The organism is Metabacillus idriensis, assembly GCF_050483325.1.
Classification (GTDB): domain Bacteria; phylum Bacillota; class Bacilli; order Bacillales; family Bacillaceae; genus Bacillus_P; species Bacillus_P idriensis_A.
Map to the genome: position 1 here is coordinate 1 of NZ_JBCMYF010000039.1, position 24,984 is coordinate 24,984.

Below are 24,984 nucleotides of genomic sequence, written 5' to 3' on the forward strand. Positions count from 1 at the left end.
CATATTGTCTGGTGATGATGGCAAAGAGGTCACACCCGTTCCCATGCCGAACACGGAAGTTAAGCTCTTTAGCGCCGATGGTAGTTGGGGGTTTCCCCCTGTGAGAGTAGGACGTTGCCAGGCACGCAAAAAAGGAGAACAGCAGAAATGCTGTTCTTTTTTTGTATGGAAAAAGAGAGAATGGTCTTGGGCAGCTGGGGAAGATGGCAGTTGGAAGTGGATGAGTACTCTAACTAGCCAGAAGTCCGTGTTCCTCTCCAGATGCGCCATCTAACGATCCACGGCTCAAACCGAAGTAAGAAGACCATAACCATATCCAAATTAATATAATCCAACAACAGCCCATCCTTATCAGTAGAAAATGATAATCCCTTTCATGAATTATGTTTATAAAACGTATATATACATTACCTCCTAATTTTTTACTTCTTATTTTAAAAAACAGTTAACCCCCGTTCAAATAAAATGGTGATTCCTGTTTAAAAACGTTTTAGTGCCGTTAATAATGGAAATAGATAAATAAGTGGTTATAAGTTGAAAAAAAGTGTAGTTCGTTTTATATTAGTGTTAAAGTCAAATATAGTCAAAGTCAAGTTAGGGGGAGGCGGAGTGCGGAATATTTCGGATGTCATTGAACAGTATTTGAAGCAGGTGCTCACAATGAGCGGCAAAGAAATCGTTGAGATTAAAAGAAGCGAGATTGCAGATAAGTTTCAATGTGTGCCCTCACAAATAAATTATGTGATTAATACGCGTTTTACTATTGAAAGAGGGTATATAGTAGAAAGTAAGAGAGGCGGAGGAGGCTATATTCGAATCATTAAGGTTAAATCGAATGATGCCGCCCATCTAATTGATCAGATATTGGGAATTATCGATAGACGAATTTCGCAAACCTCTGCTGAAGACCTTATTTTAAGGCTGGTTAATGAAGAAGTGATTTCTAGACGCGAGGCAAAGATTATGTTGAGTGTAATTGACCGTTCCGTCTTATATATTGATTTGCCGCATAGAGACGAGTTAAGGGCAAGGATGATAAAAGCTATGCTGACTTCCTTGAAATACCGATGAAAGCAGGTGAACAGACTTGATTTGCCAGGAATGCAATGAAAGGCCGGCAACTTTTCATTTTACAAAAGTAGTAAACGGTGAAAAGACTGAGATTCATATTTGTGATCAATGTGCACAGGATAACAGTTCGATGTTTATAGATACCAGTACTGGTTTTTCAATTAATAACTTATTGGCCGGTTTGTTGAATATGGAACCTTCCATTTCAAAAACAAAGCAGGATGTTTTTAAGAAAAATGAAGTATTGCAGTGCAGCAGATGTCAAATGACTTATCAGCAGTTTACAAAAGTCGGCCGTTTTGGATGTTCTGAGTGCTACCTGACTTTTCGTGATCAGATTACTCCTATTTTAAGAAGGGTCCATAGCGGCAACACTGTTCATGCGGGTAAAATTCCTGAACGAATTGGCGGTAGCATTCACATCCGCAAACGAATAGAGTTATTAAAACAGAATCTTAAAGATTTAATACAGCAAGAAGAATTTGAAAAAGCTGCTGAGGCTCGAGATGAAATCCGTTCACTTGAACTGAAATTAAAAAGTTCCAGAGGAGGAGAGTCCTGATATGTCACTTCAGCAATTTATCAATCAGGCAATGAGCGCCTGGATGAGCAAGGAAGGACCTGATTCTGACATTGTTCTCAGCAGCAGGGTCAGGCTTGCAAGGAATATTGAGAAATTCAAGTTTCCAACGATTGCCTCCAATAAAGAATCACTGGAGATTTTAGATCTTTTTGAAGAAACTTTTTCAGGTAAAAACGTAAATGAGATTGGCAAGCTTGAAATGCTCAGGATGGATGATCTGCAGCCCATTCAAAAACGGGTTTTAGTTGAAAAACATCTGATTAGTCCGAATTTAGCGGAAGATTCTTCTTTTGGAGGATGTTTGTTATCTGAGAATGAAGAGGTCAGCATCATGCTGAATGAAGAGGATCATATTCGGATTCAATGTTTATATCCGGGACTTCAGCTGAAAGAAGCTTTAGAATCAGCAAGCGAGCTGGATAATTGGATGGAACATGCTGTAGATTATGCCTTTGATGAGCAGAGAGGATACTTAACAAGCTGTCCGACAAATGTCGGAACAGGTCTTAGAGCATCTGTTATGATGCACTTGCCTGCACTTGTCCTTACACAGCAGATGAACCGGATTATTCCGGCAATTAATCAATTAGGTCTGGTAGTTAGAGGAATTTACGGGGAAGGCAGCGAAGCATTAGGTAACATCTTTCAGATTTCAAATCAGATTACACTTGGGAAGTCTGAAGACGATATAGTTGAGGATTTGCTGAGCGTTGTCCATCAGCTGATTGACAAGGAGCGCTCTGCACGCGAAGCTTTATATAAAACGTCGCAGACACCGCTTGAAGACCGTGTGTTCAGATCTCTCGGCACTCTGACATACAGCCGTATTATCGAGTCGAAAGAAGCCGCCAAATGTTTATCAGATGTCAGGCTGGGAATAGACTTAAATATTATTAAAGACATTTCCGGAAACATATTAAACGAGTTAATGATTTTAACCCAGCCTGGTTTTCTGCAGCAATATGCCGGCGGAGCATTAAGACCGGATGAACGGGATATAAGAAGAGCTTCCTTAATTAGAGAAAGATTAAACCTAGAAATGGTCAGAAGGATGGAGGATGATGAAGTATGATGTTTGGAAGATTTACTGAGCGTGCTCAAAAAGTTCTTGCATTAGCGCAAGAGGAAGCGGTTCGACTGGGCCATAATAATATCGGCACTGAGCATATTCTTCTCGGTCTTGTACGTGAAGGTGAAGGAATTGCTGCCAAAGCTCTTACTGCACTTGGCCTTGGTTCAGATAAAATTCAAAAAGAAGTTGAGAGTCTAATCGGAAGAGGACAGGAAATTTCTCAAACGATCCACTATACTCCGCGGGCGAAAAAAGTCATCGAGCTGTCGATGGATGAAGCGAGAAAGCTTGGTCATTCTTACGTTGGAACAGAGCATATCCTTTTAGGGCTTATCCGTGAAGGTGAAGGTGTAGCGGCAAGGGTTCTTAACAATCTTGGCGTAAGTTTAAATAAAGCGCGCCAGCAGGTTCTTCAGCTTCTGGGCAGCAATGAATCAGGATCCGGACATCAGGGCGGGTCAATGAATAACGCCAATACTCCAACTCTTGACAGTCTTGCACGCGACTTGACTGCCATTGCACGTGAAGGTAGCTTAGATCCTGTTATCGGCAGAAGCAAAGAGATTCAACGGGTGATTGAGGTGCTGAGCCGAAGAACGAAAAATAATCCTGTTTTAATCGGGGAGCCTGGAGTCGGAAAAACGGCGATTGCAGAAGGATTGGCTCAGCAAATCGTAAATAATGAAGTTCCTGAAATCCTCCGTGATAAGCGAGTGATGACGCTAGACATGGGAACAGTTGTAGCAGGAACAAAATACCGTGGTGAGTTTGAAGACCGTCTTAAGAAAGTAATGGACGAAATTCGCCAGGCAGGCAATATTATTTTATTCATTGATGAATTGCATACATTAATTGGAGCCGGTGGCGCAGAGGGCGCAATCGATGCTTCCAATATTCTTAAGCCATCACTTGCAAGAGGGGAATTGCAGTGTATTGGTGCAACAACTCTTGATGAGTACCGCAAATATATAGAAAAAGATGCGGCTCTTGAACGACGCTTCCAGCCAATACAAGTTGATGAGCCGACAGCTGCAGAAAGCATCCTGATCTTAAAGGGTCTTCGCGACCGCTATGAAGCTCATCACAGAGTATCGATTACAGATGAAGCGATTGATGCAGCAGTCAAACTTTCAGACCGCTACATTTCAGACAGGTTTCTTCCGGATAAAGCAATCGATTTGATTGATGAGGCAGGTTCAAAAGTGCGCCTTCGTTCATTCACGACTCCGCCAAACTTAAAAGAGCTTGAAATGAAGCTTGAAGAAGTGCGCAAAGAAAAGGATGCATCTGTTCAAAGCCAGGAGTTTGAAAAGGCTGCTTCATTGCGCGATACAGAGCAGCGTCTTCGTGAACAGCTTGAAGAAACGAAGAAAACATGGAAAGAAAAACAAGGACAGGAAAATTCCGAGGTTACAGTTGAAGATATCGCTATGGTTGTGGCAAGCTGGACTGGAATACCTGTATCAAGACTCGCTCAAAAAGAAACGGATAAACTTCTTAACATGGAGCAAATTCTTCATAACCGCGTAATTGGTCAGGATGAGGCTGTTGTTGCAGTTGCGAAAGCTGTACGCCGTGCAAGAGCTGGCTTAAAGGATCCAAAGCGTCCAATCGGGTCTTTCGTCTTCTTGGGACCAACAGGTGTTGGTAAAACAGAGCTTGCACGAGCACTGGCAGAATCTATTTTTGGTGACGAAGATGCGATGATCCGCATTGATATGTCTGAATATATGGAGAAGCATTCAACATCAAGACTTGTCGGTTCACCTCCTGGATATGTCGGCTATGAGGAAGGCGGACAGCTGACTGAGAAGGTGCGCAGAAAGCCTTACTCAGTTGTACTTCTGGATGAGATTGAAAAAGCACATCCGGATGTCTTTAATATTCTTCTTCAAGTTTTAGAGGATGGACGATTAACGGATTCTAAAGGAAGAACCGTTGATTTCAGAAATACGATACTGATTATGACTTCAAACGTTGGCGCAAGTGAGCTTAAACGCAATAAATATGTTGGCTTCAATGTACAGGATGAAGCACAGGATTATAAGGATATGAAGGGCAAAGTAATGAATGAGCTGAAAAAAGCATTCAGACCTGAGTTCTTAAACCGTATTGACGAAATCATTGTTTTCCACTCTCTGGAGAAAAAACACATTAAAGAAATTGTAACTCTGATGGCAGACCAGCTTATGAAACGTCTAGCAGAGCAGGATCTTGTGCTTGAACTGACGGATGCCGCACAGGATAAAATTGCGGATGAAGGATTTGATCCTGAGTACGGAGCACGTCCTCTAAGAAGAGCCATACAAAAGCATGTAGAAGACCGCCTGTCAGAAGAGCTGCTGAAAGGCACAATCGAGAAAGGGCAAAAAGTCGTTCTTGATGTAACAGACGGGGAATTTATCGTGAAAGGCTCTGAAGCAGAAGCAGAAGCAGAGAAAATAAAATAATCATCTGAGGCGAAATGATCATGAGGCATACACTTTTTACGTATGCCTCGATTTCGTTTCTAAAAAAGCACATCAATCATAACCATTTCTCTTCAAAATAGGTAATCTAGTAAGGAAGGACCGAAATAATGGCTAAAACGAAATCGAAATTCATGTGTCTGACGTGCGGATATGAATCTGCCAAATGGATGGGGAAATGTCCAGGCTGCGGCGCATGGAACACGATGACAGAGGAAATTGTCAAAACAGGAACTGCAAATAGAAGAGTTGCCTTTGCGCACTCAGCTCCAGGTCAAACCGCCAATAAACCTTCATCCATTACAAACATTGAAACAACTCAAGAACCGCGCATTAAAACAAACCTGCAGGAATTTAACCGTGTCCTTGGAAGCGGAATTGTAAGGGGTTCCCTAGTATTAATAGGCGGAGATCCCGGAATTGGAAAATCAACCCTCCTGCTTCAAGTTTCTTCTCAATTAGCCGATAATGGGAACGATGTTTTATATATTTCAGGTGAAGAATCGGTCAAGCAAACGAAAATGAGGGCCGACAGACTTGGTGTGAAGTCTGAGAAACTCTTTGTTTTTGCTGAAACAGATCTTGAATTTATTACAAAGGCAATTGATGAAACGAATCCTTCCTTTGTCATTGTGGATTCTATCCAAACTGTTTTTCAAAGTGATATTACATCTGCACCGGGGAGTGTATCACAAGTTAGGGAATGTACCGCTGAACTGATGAGGATTGCGAAAACAAAAGGCATTGCGATTTTTATTGTGGGACATGTCACGAAGGAAGGTTCCATTGCGGGGCCGAGAATTCTTGAGCACATGGTAGATACCGTGCTTTACTTTGAAGGAGAACGCCATCATACGTACAGGATTTTACGGGCTGTAAAAAACCGTTTTGGTTCAACAAACGAAATGGGCATTTTTGAAATGAAAGAAAGCGGTCTTGAGGAGGTCCTGAATCCTTCTGAGATTTTCCTTGAAGAACGGTCAAAAGGTGCAGCAGGCTCTACGGTTGTTGCTTCGATGGAAGGAACAAGACCGGTTCTGGTGGAAATTCAGGCGTTAATCTCTCCTACCAGCTTTGGAAATCCGCGGAGAATGGCAACCGGGATTGACCATAACCGGGTCCCGCTGTTAATGGCTGTCCTTGAGAAACGAGTAGGCTTGCTCCTTCAAAACCAGGATGCTTATTTAAAAGTGGCGGGCGGGGTGAAATTAGATGAACCGGCTATTGATTTGGCAATAGCCGTCAGCATAGCTTCAAGCTTTAAGGACGTACCATCAAAAGCGACAGATATTATTATTGGGGAAGTAGGCTTAACCGGCGAAGTCAGACGGGTTTCAAGAATTGAACAGCGCGTCATGGAAGCGGCCAAGCTTGGATTTAAGCGTGCGATTGTCCCAGAGGCCAATATTGGCGGATGGACGGTGCCGGGGGACATTGAGGTTGTGGGAGTTAAAAACGTCTCAGAGGCTCTGCAGACTACATTAGGGGGGTAGGACAATGATTGAGAAAAAGACACATGAGAAAAGCATGAAGGAAATCTTGCAATTTATTGCTCCCGGGACACCTCTCAGAGCTGGAATTGAAAATGTATTGCGGGCGAAAACCGGAGGTCTGATTGTAGTCGGCTTCAGTGACAAAGTAAAAGAGCTGGTAGATGGAGGTTTTTACATAAACTCTGCCTTTTCCCCGGCTCACCTTTATGAACTAGCTAAAATGGACGGAGCCATTATTCTAAGCGATTCAGGCAATAAAATCTTATATGCAAATGCTCAGCTTGTTCCAAATGCTTTTATCGGGTCCATTGAAACAGGCATGCGGCATCGGACGGCAGAAAGAGTAGCGAAGCAGACAGGCAATCTGGTAATCGCCATTTCACAGAGAAGAAATGTTATTACCCTCTATTACGGGGAGCTTCGCTATGCGCTGAGAGACATCGGTGTTATTTTAACAAAAGCGAATCAGGCAATTCAGACGCTTGAGAAATACCGCACGGTTCTTGATCAGTCCATCATAAATCTCGGAGCGCTAGAATTTGAAGAGCTTGTGACGTTTGATGAATTGCTGCAGGTCATTCACCGCATTGAAATGGTGCTCCGCATAAAGAATGAAATCTTGAATTACATCAACGAACTGGGAACAGAAGGACATCTTATCCGCCTGCAGCTGAACGAATTGCTGTCAGATATTGAAGAGGAAGCGGCGCTTGTCATTAAAGATTATTCATTTGATAAAACACTTGATCCTAAAAATGTGCTCGATCAGTTTCAGGTGCTTACAAATACGGAGCTCTTGGATGACATGGTCCTGCTGAGACTGCTTGGCTACTCAGCCCATTTTACAAATCTTGAAGATTTAGTGATGCCGCGCGGCTACAGGGTTCTTAAGAAGATTCCGCGTCTTCCGCCTGTCATAATTGAAAATTTGGTGAACAAATTTACGAATCTGAAACTTATTACGCGTGCATCCGTAGAACAGTTGGATGAGGTTGATGGAATTGGTGAGGTTCGGGCGAAGAAAATTAAAGAAGGTCTGCGGAGGCTGCAGGAACAGCTGCTGATTGATCGTCAAATTTAGCGAACTTTTTATGAAACTTTTTGTTTAAGCGTTTTAATCCCGCGGATTTAGGTTATATTATTCTTGTTTTTCTTTTTTAGGGAAAGGTACAATCTGTTCTAACATTTCAAATTGTTTACAGCTTTAGAAATTCATATCTTTGGCGTTTTAATTGAATTAAAGTGATTATAATAGATATAAAGGAGGTGGAGGTATGTTAAAGCGTATTGTGCAGATCTTTTTCCTGTTTCTTGGAGGAACTTTAGGCATTTTCTTTATGCCGGAGCTAATGAAATTGTTAAATCTACAAGACATACCTTTTATTAATTCGCCATATGCATTGGCCATTTTGGGAGCAATATTATTCTATATAGCAACATTCTGGCTTGTCGATTATGTGATTAACTGGGTCAAGCTTTTAGAAGAATCACTGGTTAAGGCACCTGTAACGGATGTTTTATTTGGTAGTTTAGGATTGATTGTCGGACTTATAATTGCCTTTCTTATCGTAAATGTTATTCCGTTTAAAGACATCCAATATCAAGTGTTCAGTACGATTATTCCGATCTTCCTTACACTTTTGCTTGGATACCTTGGCTTTCAGGTCGGTTTCAAGCGTAAAGATGAGCTGATCAGTCTTTTCTCTATCTCAGGCAAAATCGGAAAGAAAAAAGGCGCTGGCGAGGAAGAAGCAGAAACAGAAGACAAAAAGCTTAAAATTTTGGACACAAGTGTGATTATCGACGGCAGAATTGCTGATATCTGCCAGACTGGATTTTTAGAAGGCACGATTGTCATTCCTCAATTTGTCCTTGAAGAGCTTCAGCACATTGCTGATTCATCTGATGCATTAAAACGAAATCGCGGGAGACGCGGGCTTGATATTCTGAACCGGATTCAAAAGGAGCTGTCCATCAAAGTAGAGATTTATGAAGGCGACTTTGATGAGATCCAAGAAGTTGACAGCAAGCTGGTGAAACTCGCCAAGCTTACATCCGGCGTTGTGGTTACAAATGATTTTAACTTAAATAAAGTATGTGAGCTGCAGGGTGTGGCTGTATTAAATATCAATGACTTAGCAAACGCGGTAAAGCCGGTTGTATTGCCTGGGGAAGAAATGAAAGTGCAAGTCATTAAAGATGGAAAAGAACATAATCAGGGCGTCGCCTATTTAGATGACGGAACAATGATTGTGGTTGAAGATGGAAGAGATTATATAGGCAAGCACATTGATGTTATTGTGACGAGTGTGCTGCAGACATCTGCCGGAAGAATGATTTTTGCTAAACCCAAGCTGCTGGAAAAAGCGTTATAGGGGAGAAAGCGCATGAAGTATGAAGTAGTCATTCCTGCTGCAGGACAAGGCAAGCGGATGAATGCAGGCAAGAATAAGCAATTCATTGAGCTTGACGGGATGCCTGTCATTGTTCACACATTGAATGTTTTTGAACAGGATCCGGAATGTACGGGCATTCTCTTAGTAGTTAATCCGAACGAAAAAGATATTTTCACCAAAATGGCTGACTATTACGATATTCATAAGATTAAAGGGTTGATCAGCGGGGGCAGCGAGAGGCAGCACAGCGTGTATAATGGTCTAAAAGCTGCGTCTTCTGAGATAGTCCTTGTCCATGATGGGGCTCGGCCATTCATTAAGAAAAACATAATTACAAAACTAGTTAAAGCAGCAAGTGAAGATGGAGCTGCAACGGTTGCAGTCCCTGTGAAAGACACAATTAAACGTGTGCAAAACAGCGAAGTGATTGAAACAGTTGAACGTTCTAGCTTGTGGGCCGTACAGACCCCACAGGCTTTTCGTCTTTCAGATATCATAACAGCCCACGAGGAAGCGTCGCAGTCAGGTTTTCTGGGAACCGATGACGCTAGTTTAATTGAAAGAAGCGGTCGCAGAGTTCACGTCGTCGAGGGGGATTATACAAACATTAAACTAACAACTCCAGATGATCTGCTGATTGCAAAAGCCATCTTAGAAAGTGAAAGAGGGGAAACATAATGCTTAGAATTGGACAGGGATTTGATGTGCATCAGCTCGTAGAAGGACGTCCGCTCATCCTCGGAGGAATCGAAATTCCGTATGAAAAAGGCCTGCTTGGCCATTCAGATGCAGATGTATTGCTTCATACAGTCGCAGATGCATGTCTGGGTGCTATAGCTGCAGGTGACATCGGCAAGCATTTTCCGGATACGGATCCTGAATTTAAAGATGCAGACTCCGCAAAGCTGCTGCAGCATGTTTGGCAGCTTGTTAAAGAAAATGGATATTCATTAAGCAATATTGATTGCACGATTATTGCTCAAAAGCCAAAAATGGCTCCTTATATTGATCAAATGAGAGAAAGAATTGCGGACTTGCTTGAAGCGGACATCAGCCAGGTGAATGTAAAAGCAACGACGACCGAACAGCTTGGATTTACGGGCAGAGGCGAAGGAATTGCATCGCAGGCAACTGTTCTCATTCAGAAAAAATAATCGCGGACAATCTTTTGAACAGAGTGATTTTAGTGATAAAATGAAACGGATGCTAAAGATTATCGGAGGTACAACAATGACAAATGAAGTAAGAGTGCGATACGCTCCAAGTCCGACTGGACATTTACATATCGGGAATGCCCGAACAGCCCTTTTTAATTATTTATATGCACGCAATACAGGCGGCAAATTTATTATCCGGATTGAAGACACGGATAAAAAGAGAAATATCGAAGGCGGCGAAGAAAGCCAGCTGAAATATTTGAAATGGCTCGGCATCGACTGGGATGAAAGCATTGATACAGACGGTGAATACGGTCCATACAGACAATCAGAGCGCAATGATCTTTATAAAAAATATTATGATGAACTTCTTTCAAGCGGAAAAGCGTATAAATGCTATTGTACAGAAGAAGAGCTTGAGCAGGAGCGGGAAGAGCAAAGTGCCCGCGGCGAGACTCCTCAATACTCTGGAAAATGCGCGAATTTAACATCGGAAGAGCAGCAAAAGCTTGAGGATGAAGGAAGAAAACCAAGCATTCGCTTCCGTGTTCCAAAGGGAGAGGTCATCACATTTTCCGATATCGTGAAAGATGAAATCTCATTTGAAACAGATGGAATCGGCGATTATGTCATCGTAAAAAAAGACGGAACACCAACTTATAACTTCGCTGTAGCTGTAGATGACTATTTAATGAAAATGACTCATGTCCTTCGCGGGGAAGATCATATTTCCAATACACCGAAGCAAATTATGATCTTCAATGCATTAGGATGGGAAGCGCCTATTTTCGGCCATATGACATTAATCGTGAATGAAAACCGCAAAAAATTAAGCAAGCGCGATGAATCAATTATTCAATTTATTGAACAATATAAAGAGCTGGGCTATTTGCCGCAGGCGCTCTTTAACTTTATCGGCATGCTTGGATGGTCTCCGGTCGGCGAGGAAGAAATATTCAGCAAAGAGCAGTTCATTGAAATATTCGATCCGAATCGATTATCGAAATCACCGGCAGTTTTTGATACACAGAAGCTAATGTGGCTGAACAACCAATATGTCAAACAGCTTGAATTAGATCAGCTTGTTGAGCTTTCCCTTCCTCATCTGATTAAAGCCGGAAAAGTATCAGAAACTGCATCTGCTGAAGAAACCGGCTGGGCGCGGAAATTAATCGGCCTTCATCAGGACAAAATGAGCTATGGTGCAGAGATCGTTGAACTGACTGAGCTTTTCTTTAAAGAAGAAATTACTTATAACCGCGAGGCGCGTAATGTTCTTGAAGAGGAACAGGTTCCAGAGGTTCTTACAGCGTTTGCTCTGGAAATCGAGAAACTTGAGTCTTTTACGGCTGATCAAATTAAAGCAGCTACAAAAGCTGTTCAGAAGTCGACCGGACATAAAGGCAAAAATCTCTTTATGCCAATCCGTGTTGCCACTACAGGACAAACTCACGGCCCTGATCTTCCTCAGGCAATTGAGCTGCTTGGAAAAGAAACAATTTTAACCCGATTAAAAAGTGCGAACAGTTAACTTTTTTCTGAAAATGTAATATAGTATGATTAATACATTTAAACGCGTTGATAAGGAGAAGTAGAGAGTCCGTTTCCATATTAGAGAGAACCTCCCCGGCTGAAAGAGGTTTATGCGAAAAAATTCTCGAAATGCACCTTTGAGTCTTTTATTGAACCACCAGCCAAGCCCTGGCGCATTAAATAAAAGCGGATTGCTCACCGTTACAGGAGCCTAAAGTTGAAACAGGCAATTTCTTTGCTTGTTTAAACAGAGTGGAACCGCGCATTTAAAGCGTCTCTGTCTATTAGACAGAGGCGCTTTTTTAGATTTATTAAAAAATCAAGGGGAATGTTTGGGGGGAATAGAATGTTCAAAATGCTGAAGGAAGATATCGAAGTTGTTTTCGAACAGGATCCAGCTGCAAGGTCTTATATAGAAGTTATTCTTACTTATTCCGGGCTTCATGCAATTTGGGCTCACCGTCTGGCACATGCGTTCTTTAGACGGAATTTGTTCTTCATTGCAAGAGTCATTTCTCAAGTGAGCCGCTTTTTTACAGGAATCGAGATTCATCCTGGTGCAAAAATCGGCCGCCGCTTTTTTATAGACCACGGAATGGGTGTTGTGATTGGTGAAACATGTGAAATTGGAAATAACGTAACAGTCTTCCAAGGGGTAACTTTAGGCGGAACCGGGAAAGAAAAAGGAAAGAGGCATCCGACCATTCTGGATAACGCTTTGATTGCTACAGGTGCGAAAGTGCTGGGATCCATTACAGTCGGCGCATATTCTAAAATCGGTGCGGGTTCAGTTGTGCTCCGGGATGTGCCGGATCATTCCACTGTTGTAGGAATACCGGGCAAGGTCGTGATACAAAATGGAAAGAGAGTCAAAAATGATCTTGATCACTGCAATCTTCCTGATCCAGTCGCAGACAGGTTCAAAGAGCTGGAAGCAGAAATGCTGCATTTGAGACAAGAGCTTGCACTATTGAAAGAAGGGAAGAGTCAAGATGACCATCAAGTTATACAATACGCTAACCAGACAAAAAGAAACGTTTAAGCCCCTTGAAGAAGGCAAGGTCCGAATGTATGTGTGCGGACCGACCGTTTATAATTATATCCATATAGGAAATGCCCGTCCTGCCATCGTCTATGATACAGTCCGTAAATATTTGGAGTACAGAGGATACGATGTCACGTATGTATCAAACTTTACAGATGTAGACGATAAGCTGATAAAGGCAGCAAATGAGCTCGGAGAAGATGTTCCGACCATTGCGGACCGCTTTATTAAAGCCTATTTTGAAGACGTCACTGCTCTTGGCTGCGACCGTGCAACTGCACATCCGCGAGTGACAGAAAGCATGGATATTATTATTGAATTTATTCAGGCTTTGATTGAAAAAGGGTTTGCTTATGAAGCAGGCGGGGATGTTTATTACAGAACAAGAGCTTTTAAGGATTATGGAAAACTCTCTCATCAGTCCATCGATGAACTTCGAGTAGGAGCAAGAATTGATGCCGGAGAGAAGAAGCAGGATTCACTTGATTTTGCGCTATGGAAAGCGGCAAAAGAGGGCGAGATTTCATGGGGAAGTCCATGGGGTGAAGGAAGACCGGGCTGGCATATAGAGTGTTCCGCGATGGTGCATGATCACTTCGGGGATACAATTGATATCCATGCCGGGGGACAGGACTTAACATTCCCTCATCATGAGAATGAAATTGCACAATCTGAAGCACTGACAGAAAAACCGTTTGCTAACTACTGGCTGCATAATGGGTATATTAATATTAACAACGAAAAAATGTCGAAGTCTCTAGGCAACTTTGTATTAGTTCATGACATCCTGAAAGAACACGATGCACAGGTTCTAAGACTGTTTATGCTGTCTGTTCACTATCGCCACCCAATTAACTATTCTGTTGATTTGCTTGAGAGCACGAAAAATGCTTTAGACCGTCTGCGTACATCTTATGCAAATCTGCTGCACCGCGTACAAAGCAGCACGGACTTAACTGATGACAATGAGAAGTGGCTGAACATTATCTCCAATCAGCGCTCGGTTTTTGCGGAAGCAATGGATGATGATTTCAACACAGCCAATGCCATTTCAGTCATGTTTGAATTGTCAAAGCAAGCCAACTATTATTTGCAGGAAAAGAATACTTCTAAAGAAGTAATTGCTGCTTTCACAGCTGCATTTGATGAGCTTGGCGCAGTGCTTGGCCTGCAGTTCGGCAAAAAAGAGCTTTTGGATGCAGAAATTGAAGAATTGATTGAAAAGCGCATCCAGGCCAGAATTGACCGGAACTTTCAGCTGTCAGATGAAATCCGGGATCAGCTGAAAGGCATGAATATTATTTTAGAAGATACGCCTCAAGGCACGAGATGGAAAAGAGGGTAAGTATGCTTCACTTAGAAGAGATACCGCACCCAAAACAAGTGAACAGCCTGGCGCTTGCCTATATTGGTGATGCGATTTATGAAGTCTACGTCAGGCATCACCTGCTTTCTAAAGGCAATGTCCGTCCAAATCAGCTTCATAAATTAGCGACAAAATATGTTTCAGCCAAGGCGCAGGCAACCGTTCTTCATGAACTGTCTAAAGCCGAATATTTCTCCGAAGAAGAAATGGCCATTATACGCCGCGGCCGCAATGCAAAATCAGGCACGGTTCCAAAAAACACAGATGTGCAGACCTACCGCTACAGTACAGCATTTGAAGCACTAATCGGCTACCTGCATCTTATGAAAGAGGCAGACAGGCTGGCAGAAATCATTCAGTCATCATTTGAATTGATTCAGAACGAAGGGAGGAAATAGGAATGTCAGAAGAATACATTATCGGGCGCAACACAGTCATAGAAGCGTTAAAATCAACGAGAAATGTGTATAAAATCTGGATGGCGGAAAACTCCGTCAAGGGACAGGCCCAGCAGATCATAGTCCTTGCAAAAGAAAAGGGCATATCCATTCAATCTGTTCCTAAAAAGAAAATTGATCAGATGGTTGAAGGAAATCATCAGGGTGTCGTTGCTCAGGTAGCAGCATATGAGTACTCAGAGGTAGATGATATTTTAAAGGCGGCAGAAGATAAAAATGAAGCCCCGTTTATCCTTCTTTTAGATGAAATTGAAGACCCTCATAACCTTGGTTCCATTATGAGAACAGCCGATGCAACTGGAGCGCACGGCATTATCATTCCTAAAAGAAGAGCAGTAGGGCTGACAGCTACAGTAGCGAAGTCTTCTACTGGGGCAATTGAATATATTCCTGTTGCAAGGGTGACAAATATGGCCAGAACCATTGAGGAATTAAAAGAGCGGGGCGTCTGGATAGTTGGCACAGATGCTAAAGGATCAGATGATTACCGTTCAATGGACGGAAAAATGCCCCTTGGCTTAGTTATAGGCAGTGAAGGTAAAGGGATGGGAAGACTGATTAAAGAAAAATGCGATTTTCTGGTCAACTTGCCGATGGCTGGCCGGGTCACTTCGCTCAATGCTTCAGTAGCAGCGAGTCTGCTGATGTATGAGGTCTTCAGAAAGCGTCATCCATTAGGAGAATAAGAAAATGGATATCCTTCTTGTTGACGGATATAACATCATCGGTGCTTGGGCGAATCTTCAATCATTAAAAAAAGAGAATCTCTCAGAAGCAAGAGAGCTGCTGATTCAGAAAATGGCAGAGTATCAAGCTTACACCGGTTACAGGGTAATCGTCATTTTCGATGCCCATCAAGTGAAGGGTATTGAAAAGAAACAAAAAAATCACCGTGTCGAAGTTATCTATACCCGCGAAAACGAAACAGCGGATGAACGTATAGAAAAACTTGCGATTTCACTCAGCAATATAAAAACGCAGATTCATGTGGCGACCTCTGATTTTACAGAGCAATGGGCTATTTTTGGCCAGGGTGCTCTAAGGAAATCAGCAAGAGAACTTTTAAATGAAGTGGAAGCAATAGAAAAAAGAATCCAAAAAAGAGTAGAAAAAATAAAAGTGAATAGTCCTCAATCAAAGATTCCAATCACAGATGATGTCCTGAAAATGTTTGAAAAATGGCGCAGGGGCAATTTATAGCCTGTTGACGCTTTCAAAAATCATACTGTATAATATTTCTATCTATTGTGCGGTCGGGGGGATCGGCATGAACACACATTTCAGCACGGGTAAACTCAGCAAGGAAGACTTTCATGCTCTTTTGGATGAACAGGTTGTTGAGCTTGTTCATAATGGAGACAGCGATGCTCTTGATTATTTAATAACAAAGTACCGTAATTTTGTAAGAGCCAAAGCAAGGTCCTATTTTTTGATAGGTGCTGACAGAGAAGATATTATTCAAGAAGGTATGATCGGTTTGTATAAGGCCATCCGTGATTTCAGAGAGGACAAGCTTACTTCATTCAAAGCTTTTGCAGAACTGTGCATCACTCGCCAAATCATTACCGCTATTAAAACCGCAACCCGTCAAAAACATATTCCTCTTAACTCTTATGTCTCATTGGACAAGCCGATTTATGATGAAGAATCAGACCGGACATTGATGGATGTTATTTCAGGAACGAAAGTCATGGACCCGGAAGAACTGATTATTAATCAGGAAGAATTTGATGATATCGAAGTGAAAATGGGCGAGCTTCTGAGCGATCTCGAACGGAAGGTGCTTGTTCTGTACCTGGACGGCAGATCCTATCAGGAAATTTCTGAAGAGTTAAACCGCCACGTCAAATCTATAGACAACGCCCTTCAGCGGGTGAAACGAAAGCTTGAAAGGTATCTTGAGCTTCGTGAAATCAATATGTAAAAAACATGTAAATCACGTTAGGCGTCATTGACGAAGGTCCATGCGTGTGTTACATTTTTATAGAAAAATGAAGGACTAGCGGAAGGTGCCATAAATGCGTAAGAAAGTTACTATGGCTTGCACAGACTGTGGAAGCAGAAACTACACAACGATGAAAAACACGTCAAGCTCCGAAGAGCGTTTAGAATTCAAGAAATTTTGCAAAGCTTGTAACGCACATACGGACCACCGTGAAACAAAGTAGCACTCATCACATGATTCTTTATTTCTATGACAGGCTTTCTGAATTCTCTTGGAGGTAATGTAAATGCAGCGTATTGTTAATTTTTTCAAAGATGTATCCCGTGAAATGAAAAAGGTCAGCTGGCCAAAAGGCAAAGAACTGACACGATATACAATTACAGTTATTGCAACTGTTGCTTTTGCTGTCATCTTTTTCGCCATTATTGATCTTGGAATTTCATCGTTAATTCGTCTAGTGTCTTAAAAAATAAAACACCGATCGTCATTTTCGTTTTATTTTATTGAATAATAGATATAAAATCGTGCTATAATAGAGAATATTATATTTCCCCAAAAACCCGTTCGACGGGTTTTTTCATTGTCTTAAAAAAGAATAAGAGCAGCAAAATCATCATATAAGCTTCAAAAAGCAGGGAGGGAATGGACAAATCGTCCTATAAAAGATGGAGAAAAATTGGTATGTAGTCCACACTTATTCAGGTTACGAGAATAAGGTAAAGGCGAATCTTGAAAAGCGTGTAGAATCAATGGGCATGCAAGATAAAATTTTCCGTGTTGTCGTTCCGGAAGAAGAAGAAACAGATTATAAAAACGGCAAAAAGAAAGTAACAAAGAAAAAAGTATTCCCGGGATATGTCCTCGTTGAAATTGTCATGACAGATGATTCCTGGTATGTAGTCCGCAATACACCCGGTGTGACAGGATTTGTCGGTTCAGCCGGTTCTGGTTCAAAGCCAACAGCGCTTCTTCCTGAAGAAGTTGTATCAATCCTTAAACATATGGGAATGGAAGAAAAGAGAGTTGAACTTGATTTCGACTTGAAAGAGACTGTAAAAGTAATAGACGGACCTTTTGCTAACTTTACCGGATCAATTGAAGAGATTGATAAAGATAAGAGCAAAGTGAAGGTGTTAGTAAACATGTTCGGCCGCGAAACACCGGTTGAGCTGGAATTTTCTCAAGTTGATAAATTATAAGAAAAAAACTTGAATTCACAAAAGAAAAGTGATAATATTTCATAAGTCAGTATGTCTCGCTGTGCGGGACATAAAACTTGATTAATTTCTATCATTCATATAAAGAATGAACGACATGAGTGGGAGGGTATTACCCTATTACCACATCACGGACTTAAGGAGGTGTGTCTCGTGGCTAAAAAAGTAATTAAAATGGTTAAATTGCAAATTCCTGCTGGAAAAGCAAATCCAGCGCCGCCGGTTGGTCCTGCATTAGGTCAAGCTGGTGTTAACATCATGGGATTCTGTAAGGAGTTTAACGCTCGTACAGCTGATCAAGCTGGACTTATCATTCCTGTTGAAATTACGGTATTTGAAGACCGTTCATTTACATTTATTACAAAAACTCCGCCTGCTGCAGTATTGCTTAAGAAAGCAGCTGGTATCGAGTCTGGTTCTGGTGAACCTAACCGTAATAAAGTAGCAACAGTTAAGCGTGATAAAGTACGTGAAATCGCTGAAACAAAAATGCCTGACTTAAATGCAGCTAATGTTGAATCAGCTATGCGTATGGTTGAAGGTACTGCGCGCAGCATGGGTATCGTCATCGAAGACTAATTGTTGTTTTTGTTTTAGGGGTTGCGAGTTTGCTTTTAACAAGTTCGCAACCTTTATTCGTGGGAGGTTATTCCGCTAAAACCACTAAGGAGGAAATTTAAAATGGCTAAAAGAGGTAAAAAGTACGTTGAAGCTGCTAAATTAGTAGACCGTGCTCAAGCTTATGGAGTTCAAGAAGCAATTGAACTTGTAAAGAAAACAAACACAGCTAAATTTGATGCAACAGTTGAAGTTGCATTCCGTTTAGGCGTTGATCCACGTAAAAACGATCAGCAAATCCGCGGAGCAGTTGTTCTTCCAAACGGAACAGGTAAAACTCAACGCGTTTTAGTATTTGCTAAAGGTGAAAAAGCGAAGGAAGCAGAAGCTGCTGGAGCTGATTTCGTAGGCGATGCTGACTACATCAACAAAATCCAGCAAGGATGGTTTGACTTCGATGTAATCGTAGCTACTCCTGACATGATGGGTGAAGTTGGTAAGCTTGGCCGCGTACTTGGACCAAAAGGCTTAATGCCAAACCCTAAAACTGGCACTGTTTCATTTGACGTTGAAAAAGCAGTTAAAGAAATCAAAGCTGGTAAAGTTGAATACCGTGTTGACAAAGCTGGTAACATCCACGTGCCAATCGGTAAAGTATCTTTCGAAGACAGCAAGTTAGTTGAAAACTTCACTACAATCTTCGAAACGCTATTAAAAGCTAAACCTGCTGCTGCAAAAGGCACATACATGAAGAACGTAGCTGTTGCTTCTACTATGGGACCTGGCGTTAAAGTTGATTCATCAAGTTTCGGCGTTAAATAATAGTTGACATAAGAGTCAACTTTATATATAATCAAAAATGTTGTTTAACTAAATAACTTCATTTATACCGAAGACAGTAGGTGCTTGCATAAGCTTAATTTCCTGCCGAGGTGTATATATGTGAACTAAAATTATTAGATCGCTTGTATATATACTGCCTCCATGTCTGACGTGGAGGCATTTCTTGTTTTTAAAAAGAAAACACCGATCGGTATAAGTGTGGGACTTTGATTCTTACAGGAGGTGTATCAATGAGCAGCGCTATCGAAACAAAAAAATCCATCGTAGATGACATTACTGCTAAATTTCGCGACAGCAAAACAACAATCGTTGTTGACTACCGCGGTTTAACAGTAGCAGAAGTTACTGAACTTCGTAAAACTCTTCGTGAAGCTGGCATCGAGTTCAAAGTTTACAAAAACACTATGACTCGCCGTGCAGTTGAAAATGTTGAACTTACTGGTCTTAATGACGCCCTAACAGGTCCTAATGCGATCGCATTCAGTAATGACGACGTAGTTGCTCCAGCTAAGATTCTTAACGACTTTGCTAAAAAGCATGACGCGTTAGAAATCAAAGCAGGTGTAATCGAAGGCAACATCGCAACTGTAGAACAAATTAAAGCTCTTGCTGACCTTCCGTCACGTGAAGGCTTACTTTCTATGTTGCTTAGCGTTCTTCAAGCTCCAATCCGCAATCTTGCACTTGCTACTAAAGCAGTTGCAGAACAAAAAGAAGAGCAAGGCGCTTAATCTGTTTGACCCGTATCAAAACAAAAAACTAATAGGTTTATAAGGAGGAAATATACAATGACTAAAGAACAAATCATTGAAGCAGTTAAAGAAATGACTGTTTTAGAATTAAACGACTTAGTTAAAGCAATCGAAGAAGAATTTGGCGTAACTGCAGCTGCTCCTGTAGCAATGGCTGGTGGCGCTGCTGGTGGCGAAGCTGCTGCTGAGCAAACTGAATTTGATGTAGTACTTGCTAGCGCTGGTGCTCAAAAAATCAAAGTTATCAAAGTAGTACGTGAAATCACTGGTCTTGGCTTGAAAGAAGCTAAAGAATTAGTTGACAACACTCCTAAAGCTGTTAAAGAAGGAATCGCTAAAGAAGAAGCTGAAGAAATCAAAGGCAAACTTGAAGAAGTTGGCGCTTCTGTAGAAGTTAAGTAATTCCAAAAAGACAAAGCTCGCTTAATTCATATAGCGAGCTTTTTTTTCACGTTTGACAGGAAGTTGATTTTTTAGTGATAAAGAGGTATGAAAAATAGCATGATTTGCTATACTCCTTTAACATGGAGGGAAAAAGATGACAAATCATTATTATTCAAGTCAGCCAGAGGCTGAGAGTAATCGTAAATCATGGACGTTTACTTTAAGAGGGAGTTCCTTTCATTTTCAAAGTGATCGCGGCGTTTTTTCTAAAAATGAAGTCGATTTTGGTTCAAGACTGCTGATTGAAACATTTACACTGCCTGATCAAAAAGGCGACTTGCTGGACGTTGGCTGCGGATACGGACCAATCGGAATCTCGCTTGCTAAAGAATTCAAGGATCTCACAGTTGATATGATTGATGTTAATGAGAGAGCGGTAGAACTTGCGAAAGTGAATGCAGAAGCAAATGATGTGAAAAATGTCCATATTATCGCAAGCAATCTTTTTGAAAATGTTGATCCTTCGAAAAAGTATGCGGCTGTCCTTACTAATCCTCCTATCCGTGCAGGAAAAAAGGTTGTTCACGAGATTTTTGAAAAAAGCTTTGAATCTCTTTTGCCGGGAGGAGAATTATGGGTTGTCATTCAGAAAAAGCAAGGAGCCCCATCGGCTATTGCGAAAATGGATGAGATGTTTAAAGAAGTTGTTACAGTCAAAAAGGATAAAGGCTACTATATTATCAGAGCAGAAAAAGATTGACTCGTATTTTTCGCTATGTTAATATTATAAAATGCCAATATATATATTCCATAAGTCTCTATTTTTTGAGGTAAATGTATAAATATAGGACAGATGGAAAAACTTATAAAATCAATAGTACGTTTTACAAAAGTGGTTTTCTAATTTATAGAGACCTTTTTATTTTTGTTTTCTCCTTGTATGTGTATTGGTGGTTAATAGAGTGATTTACGAGTACATATTACAAGTTATATTACGCTTGATTTGAGGGGTGAAGCAGTTGACAGGTCAACTAGTTCAGTATGGACGACACCGCCAACGCAGAAGTTATGCACGTATTAGTGAAGTGTTAGAATTACCAAATCTTATTGAGATTCAAACCTCTTCCTATCAGTGGTTTCTTGATGAGGGTCTTAGAGAAATGTTCCAGGACATATCTCCTATCGAAGACTTCACTGGTAACCTCTCGCTGGAATTTATTGATTATAGTTTAGGTGATCCTAAATATTCAGTAGAGGAATCTAAAGAGCGCGATGTTACCTATTCTGCACCGCTTCGTGTGAAGGTGCGTTTAATTAACAAGGAAACTGGTGAAGTAAAAGATCAGGATGTTTTCATGGGTGATTTCCCATTGATGACTGAAACAGGTACATTTGTGATTAACGGTGCTGAGCGTGTTATCGTATCACAGCTCGTACGTTCACCAAGTGTTTATTACAGCGGAAAAGTCGATAAAAATGGTAAAAAAGGCTTTACTGCAACTGTCATTCCAAACCGTGGCGCTTGGTTAGAGTACGAAACAGATGCTAAAGATGTTGCATATGTGCGTATTGATCGCACTCGGAAATTGCCGGTAACGGTTCTTTTGCGCGCACTAGGGTTTGGCTCTGATCAAGAAATCACCGATCTTTTCGGTGAAAATGAATACTTGCGCAACACACTTGATAAGGACAACACAGAAAGCACAGAAAAAGCTCTTCTTGAGATCTATGAGCGTCTGCGCCCTGGTGAGCCTCCAACAGTGGATAACGCGAAAAGCTTGCTGGATTCAAGATTCTTTGATCCAAAACGCTATGATCTTGCAAGTGTAGGACGCTACAAGATCAACAAAAAGCTTCATATTAAAAACCGCCTGTTCAATCAGCGTCTTGCTGAAACATTAGTAGACCCTGAAACTGGCGAAATCATTGCAGAAAAAGATACTTTAATTGATAGACGTACTCTTGACCGAATCATTCCTAATTTAGAGAGTGGAGTAGGCTTCAGAAAAATTACGCCATCTGGCGGAGTTGTTGAAGAAGATGTAACGCTTCAATCAATTAAAATCTATGCTCCTATTGATTCAGAAGGTGAAAAAGTCATTAACGTGATCAGCAATGCTTATGTTGAAGAAAACGTTAAGAATATTACGCCTGCTGACATCCTGTCTTCTATCAGTTATTTCTTTAACTTGCTTCATGGAGTAGGAGACACAGATGATATCGACCATTTAGGAAACCGTCGTCTGCGTTCTGTAGGAGAGCTTCTTCAAAATCAATTCAGAATCGGTCTTTCTCGTATGGAGCGTGTTGTGCGCGAGAGAATGTCCATTCAAGATACAAATACAATTACACCTCAGCAGCTGATAAACATTCGTCCTGTTATTGCGTCAATTAAAGAGTTCTTCGGAAGCTCTCAGTTATCGCAGTTCATGGATCAGACAAATCCGCTTGCTGAATTAACTCATAAACGCCGTCTGTCTGCACTTGGACCTGGTGGATTAACACGTGAACGCGCTGGATTTGAAGTGCGTGACGTTCATTACTCTCACTATGGCCGCATGTGTCCGATTGAAACGCCAGAGGGACCAAACATCGGTTTGATCAACTCACTTTCTTCTTATGCTAAAGTTAATCGCTTTGGGTTCATTGAAACGCCATATCGCCGCGTCGATCCTGAAACAGGGAAAGTAACTGCCCGCATCGATTACTTAACAGCAGACGAAGAAGATAATTACGTAGTTGCCCAAGCAAACGCTCGTTTAGAAGATGATGGTTCATTCATTGATGAGGACATCGTTTCCCGTTTCCGCGGTGAAAACACCGTTATGTCCCGTGACAGAATGGATTACATGGATGTATCTCCTAAACAGGTAGTTTCTGCTGCGACAGCATGTATTCCTTTCTTAGAAAACGATGACTCCAACCGTGCCCTAATGGGAGCGAACATGCAGCGACAAGCAGTACCGCTTATGAACCCTGAGTCTCCGATTGTCGGAACAGGCATGGAGTACGTATCAGGCAAAGACTCTGGTGCTGCAGTCATCTGTAAGTTCCCTGGAGTTGTTGAAAAAGTAGAAGCTAAAAACATCTGGGTACGACGCTATGAAGATGTGGATGGCGTGAAAACAAAAGGCAACTTGGATAAGTACAGCCTGCTTAAATTCATCCGTTCTAACCAAGGTACCTGCTACAACCAGCGCCCGATCGTAAGTGCCGGCGATGAAGTTGTTAAAGGTGAAATCCTTGCTGACGGACCATCTATGGAACTAGGCGAACTCGCACTTGGACGCAACGTTATGGTTGCATTCATGACATGGGATGGCTACAACTATGAGGATGCCATCATCATGAGTCAGCGTCTAGTGAAAGATGATGTTTATACTTCTATTCATATCGAAGAATATGAATCAGAATCTCGTGATACAAAGCTTGGACCTGAAGAGATCACACGCGATATCCCGAATGTCGGAGAAGATGCGCTTCGCAACTTGGATGACCGCGGAATTATCCGTGTTGGTGCTGAAGTAAAAGACGGAGATTTACTTGTAGGTAAGGTTACACCAAAAGGGGTTACTGAACTGACTGCAGAGGAACGCCTTCTACATGCAATCTTTGGTGAAAAAGCAAGGGAAGTACGTGATACTTCACTTCGTGTTCCTCACGGAGGCGGAGGTATCGTTCTTGATGTTAAAGTGTTCAACCGTGAAGACGGCGATGAACTTCCACCGGGAGTTAACCAGTTAGTCCGTGCATACATCGTTCAGAAGCGTAAAATTTCTGAAGGGGATAAAATGGCCGGACGTCACGGCAACAAAGGTGTTATCTCAAGAATTCTTCCAGAAGAAGATATGCCTTACCTTCCTGACGGCACACCAGTAGATATCATGTTAAATCCGCTGGGCGTACCATCCCGTATGAATATCGGTCAGGTACTTGAACTGCATCTTGGAATGGCAGCGCGCAAACTTGGTTTACACGTTGCATCTCCTGTATTTGATGGTGCACGCGAGGAAGATGTATGGTCTACTCTTGAAGAAGCTGGAATGGCACGTGATGCTAAAACAGTTCTTTATGACGGCCGATCAGGCGAACCGTTTGATAACCGTGTATCAGTAGGAATCATGTACATGATCAAACTTGCTCACATGGTTGATGATAAATTACATGCCCGTTCAACAGGTCCTTACTCACTTGTTACGCAGCAGCCTCTTGGCGGTAAAGCCCAGTTTGGCGGACAGCGTTTTGGAGAAATGGAAGTGTGGGCGCTTGAAGCTTATGGCGCAGCTTATACTCTTCAAGAAATTCTCACAGTTAAGTCAGATGATGTTGTCGGACGTGTGAAAACGTACGAAGCAATCGTTAAAGGCGAAAATGTTCCGGAACCGGGAGTTCCAGAATCATTCAAAGTATTAATCAAAGAGCTTCAAAGCTTAGGTATGGATGTTAAGATTCTCTCAAGCGACGAAAAAGAAATCGAAATGAGAGACTTAGAAGATGATGAAGAAGGACAGCAATCAGAAGGTTTATCCTTGAATGATCAGCCGGATGATCTTTCATCAGCAGCCATGGAAAAAGAAAAAGACGCAGTTATTAAAGAATAGTAAGCAATAAGGGTAAAACCTGAAGACGAAAAGGGAGGTAGG

General features: G+C 41.7%; 25 protein-coding genes, 1 rRNA gene and 2 other annotated features. All 26 genes read left to right on the forward strand.

What is annotated here, in order from left to right:
• The first annotated feature begins 7 nt into the window (after positions 1-7).
• A 5S ribosomal RNA gene (gene rrf, locus ABEQ24_RS21570) occupies positions 8-123 on the forward strand.
• A gap of 537 nt (positions 124-660) precedes the next feature.
• A complete protein-coding gene (locus ABEQ24_RS21575) occupies positions 661-1,071 on the forward strand; it encodes a CtsR family transcriptional regulator (protein WP_430008735.1) in 411 nt (136 codons plus the stop codon).
• A 16-nt stretch (positions 1,072-1,087) separates the two neighbouring features.
• Positions 1,088-1,633: a UvrB/UvrC motif-containing protein gene (locus tag ABEQ24_RS21580; RefSeq protein ID WP_430008701.1), complete on the forward strand. Its 546-nt coding sequence runs from the start codon at positions 1,088-1,090 to the stop codon at positions 1,631-1,633.
• Between the two features lies 1 nt (position 1,634).
• The gene (locus ABEQ24_RS21585) at positions 1,635-2,726 is read left to right on the forward strand and encodes a protein arginine kinase (RefSeq protein WP_430008702.1); all 1,092 of its coding nucleotides are present in this window, start codon (positions 1,635-1,637) and stop codon (positions 2,724-2,726) included.
• Entirely contained in the window at positions 2,723-5,176 is a 2,454-nt protein-coding gene (gene clpC, locus ABEQ24_RS21590; protein WP_430008703.1) for an ATP-dependent protease ATP-binding subunit ClpC, read from the forward strand. Before ABEQ24_RS21585 ends, clpC begins: the two co-directional genes overlap by 4 nt.
• Positions 5,177-5,304: 128 nt before the next feature.
• Positions 5,305-6,687 carry a DNA repair protein RadA gene (radA, locus tag ABEQ24_RS21595; RefSeq protein ID WP_430008704.1) on the forward strand — a complete coding sequence of 461 codons (1,383 nt, stop codon included), beginning with the start codon at positions 5,305-5,307 and terminating at the stop codon, positions 6,685-6,687.
• A 4-nt stretch (positions 6,688-6,691) separates the two neighbouring features.
• The gene (gene disA / locus ABEQ24_RS21600; protein ID WP_430008705.1) at positions 6,692-7,768 is read left to right on the forward strand and encodes a DNA integrity scanning diadenylate cyclase DisA; all 1,077 of its coding nucleotides are present in this window, start codon (positions 6,692-6,694) and stop codon (positions 7,766-7,768) included.
• A 193-nt stretch (positions 7,769-7,961) separates the two neighbouring features.
• Positions 7,962-9,062 carry a PIN/TRAM domain-containing protein gene (locus ABEQ24_RS21605; protein WP_430008706.1) on the forward strand — a complete coding sequence of 367 codons (1,101 nt, stop codon included), beginning with the start codon at positions 7,962-7,964 and terminating at the stop codon, positions 9,060-9,062.
• A gap of 12 nt (positions 9,063-9,074) precedes the next feature.
• Positions 9,075-9,761: a 2-C-methyl-D-erythritol 4-phosphate cytidylyltransferase gene (gene ispD, locus ABEQ24_RS21610; protein ID WP_430008707.1), complete on the forward strand. Its 687-nt coding sequence runs from the start codon at positions 9,075-9,077 to the stop codon at positions 9,759-9,761.
• On the forward strand, positions 9,761-10,237 hold the full coding sequence (gene ispF / locus ABEQ24_RS21615) for a 2-C-methyl-D-erythritol 2,4-cyclodiphosphate synthase (protein WP_430008708.1): 477 nt from the start codon (positions 9,761-9,763) through the stop codon (positions 10,235-10,237). Before ispD ends, ispF begins: the two co-directional genes overlap by 1 nt.
• A gap of 76 nt (positions 10,238-10,313) precedes the next feature.
• A complete protein-coding gene (gltX, locus tag ABEQ24_RS21620) occupies positions 10,314-11,771 on the forward strand; it encodes a glutamate--tRNA ligase (RefSeq protein WP_430008709.1) in 1,458 nt (485 codons plus the stop codon).
• 38 nt (positions 11,772-11,809) lie between these two features.
• Positions 11,810-12,055, forward strand: a binding site (T-box leader).
• A gap of 64 nt (positions 12,056-12,119) precedes the next feature.
• Positions 12,120-12,815 (forward strand): serine O-acetyltransferase, encoded by a 696-nt coding sequence (cysE, locus tag ABEQ24_RS21625; protein WP_430008710.1) that lies wholly within the window; start codon positions 12,120-12,122, stop codon positions 12,813-12,815.
• The gene (cysS, locus tag ABEQ24_RS21630) at positions 12,766-14,163 is read left to right on the forward strand and encodes a cysteine--tRNA ligase (protein ID WP_430008711.1); all 1,398 of its coding nucleotides are present in this window, start codon (positions 12,766-12,768) and stop codon (positions 14,161-14,163) included. The genes cysE and cysS overlap by 50 nt, the downstream gene beginning before the upstream one ends.
• A 2-nt stretch (positions 14,164-14,165) precedes the next feature.
• Complete coding sequence (locus ABEQ24_RS21635; protein WP_430008712.1) at positions 14,166-14,582, forward strand: Mini-ribonuclease 3; 417 nt, start codon at positions 14,166-14,168, stop codon at positions 14,580-14,582.
• 2 nt (positions 14,583-14,584) lie between these two features.
• Positions 14,585-15,328, forward strand: a complete 744-nt coding sequence (gene rlmB / locus ABEQ24_RS21640; RefSeq protein ID WP_430008713.1) for a 23S rRNA (guanosine(2251)-2'-O)-methyltransferase RlmB — start codon at positions 14,585-14,587, stop codon at positions 15,326-15,328.
• A gap of 4 nt (positions 15,329-15,332) precedes the next feature.
• Complete coding sequence (locus ABEQ24_RS21645; protein WP_430008714.1) at positions 15,333-15,842, forward strand: NYN domain-containing protein; 510 nt, start codon at positions 15,333-15,335, stop codon at positions 15,840-15,842.
• 67 nt (positions 15,843-15,909) lie between these two features.
• On the forward strand, positions 15,910-16,566 hold the full coding sequence (gene sigH / locus ABEQ24_RS21650; protein ID WP_070875246.1) for an RNA polymerase sporulation sigma factor SigH: 657 nt from the start codon (positions 15,910-15,912) through the stop codon (positions 16,564-16,566).
• 94 nt (positions 16,567-16,660) lie between these two features.
• Positions 16,661-16,810 carry a 50S ribosomal protein L33 gene (gene rpmG, locus ABEQ24_RS21655; RefSeq protein ID WP_083328099.1) on the forward strand — a complete coding sequence of 50 codons (150 nt, stop codon included), beginning with the start codon at positions 16,661-16,663 and terminating at the stop codon, positions 16,808-16,810.
• 63 nt (positions 16,811-16,873) lie between these two features.
• Positions 16,874-17,053 (forward strand): preprotein translocase subunit SecE, encoded by a 180-nt coding sequence (gene secE, locus ABEQ24_RS21660; protein ID WP_070875245.1) that lies wholly within the window; start codon positions 16,874-16,876, stop codon positions 17,051-17,053.
• 199 nt (positions 17,054-17,252) lie between these two features.
• Entirely contained in the window at positions 17,253-17,786 is a 534-nt protein-coding gene (nusG, locus tag ABEQ24_RS21665; RefSeq protein WP_070875244.1) for a transcription termination/antitermination protein NusG, read from the forward strand.
• Positions 17,787-17,957: 171 nt separating this feature from the next.
• Positions 17,958-18,383 carry a 50S ribosomal protein L11 gene (rplK, locus tag ABEQ24_RS21670; RefSeq protein ID WP_029282857.1) on the forward strand — a complete coding sequence of 142 codons (426 nt, stop codon included), beginning with the start codon at positions 17,958-17,960 and terminating at the stop codon, positions 18,381-18,383.
• A gap of 102 nt (positions 18,384-18,485) precedes the next feature.
• Entirely contained in the window at positions 18,486-19,184 is a 699-nt protein-coding gene (gene rplA / locus ABEQ24_RS21675) for a 50S ribosomal protein L1 (RefSeq protein ID WP_133313793.1), read from the forward strand.
• Between the two features lie 49 nt (positions 19,185-19,233).
• Positions 19,234-19,379: a sequence feature (ribosomal protein L10 leader region), on the forward strand.
• A 56-nt stretch (positions 19,380-19,435) separates the two neighbouring features.
• Positions 19,436-19,936, forward strand: coding sequence for a 50S ribosomal protein L10 (gene rplJ / locus ABEQ24_RS21680; RefSeq protein ID WP_309194743.1), 501 nt, complete (start codon positions 19,436-19,438; stop codon positions 19,934-19,936).
• Between the two features lie 57 nt (positions 19,937-19,993).
• A complete protein-coding gene (rplL, locus tag ABEQ24_RS21685; protein ID WP_070875241.1) occupies positions 19,994-20,359 on the forward strand; it encodes a 50S ribosomal protein L7/L12 in 366 nt (121 codons plus the stop codon).
• Positions 20,360-20,495: 136 nt separating this feature from the next.
• A complete protein-coding gene (locus tag ABEQ24_RS21690; protein ID WP_430008715.1) occupies positions 20,496-21,101 on the forward strand; it encodes a class I SAM-dependent methyltransferase in 606 nt (201 codons plus the stop codon).
• A gap of 259 nt (positions 21,102-21,360) precedes the next feature.
• The gene (gene rpoB, locus ABEQ24_RS21695) at positions 21,361-24,942 is read left to right on the forward strand and encodes a DNA-directed RNA polymerase subunit beta (protein WP_430008716.1); all 3,582 of its coding nucleotides are present in this window, start codon (positions 21,361-21,363) and stop codon (positions 24,940-24,942) included.
• The last annotated feature ends 42 nt before the right edge of the window (positions 24,943-24,984 follow it).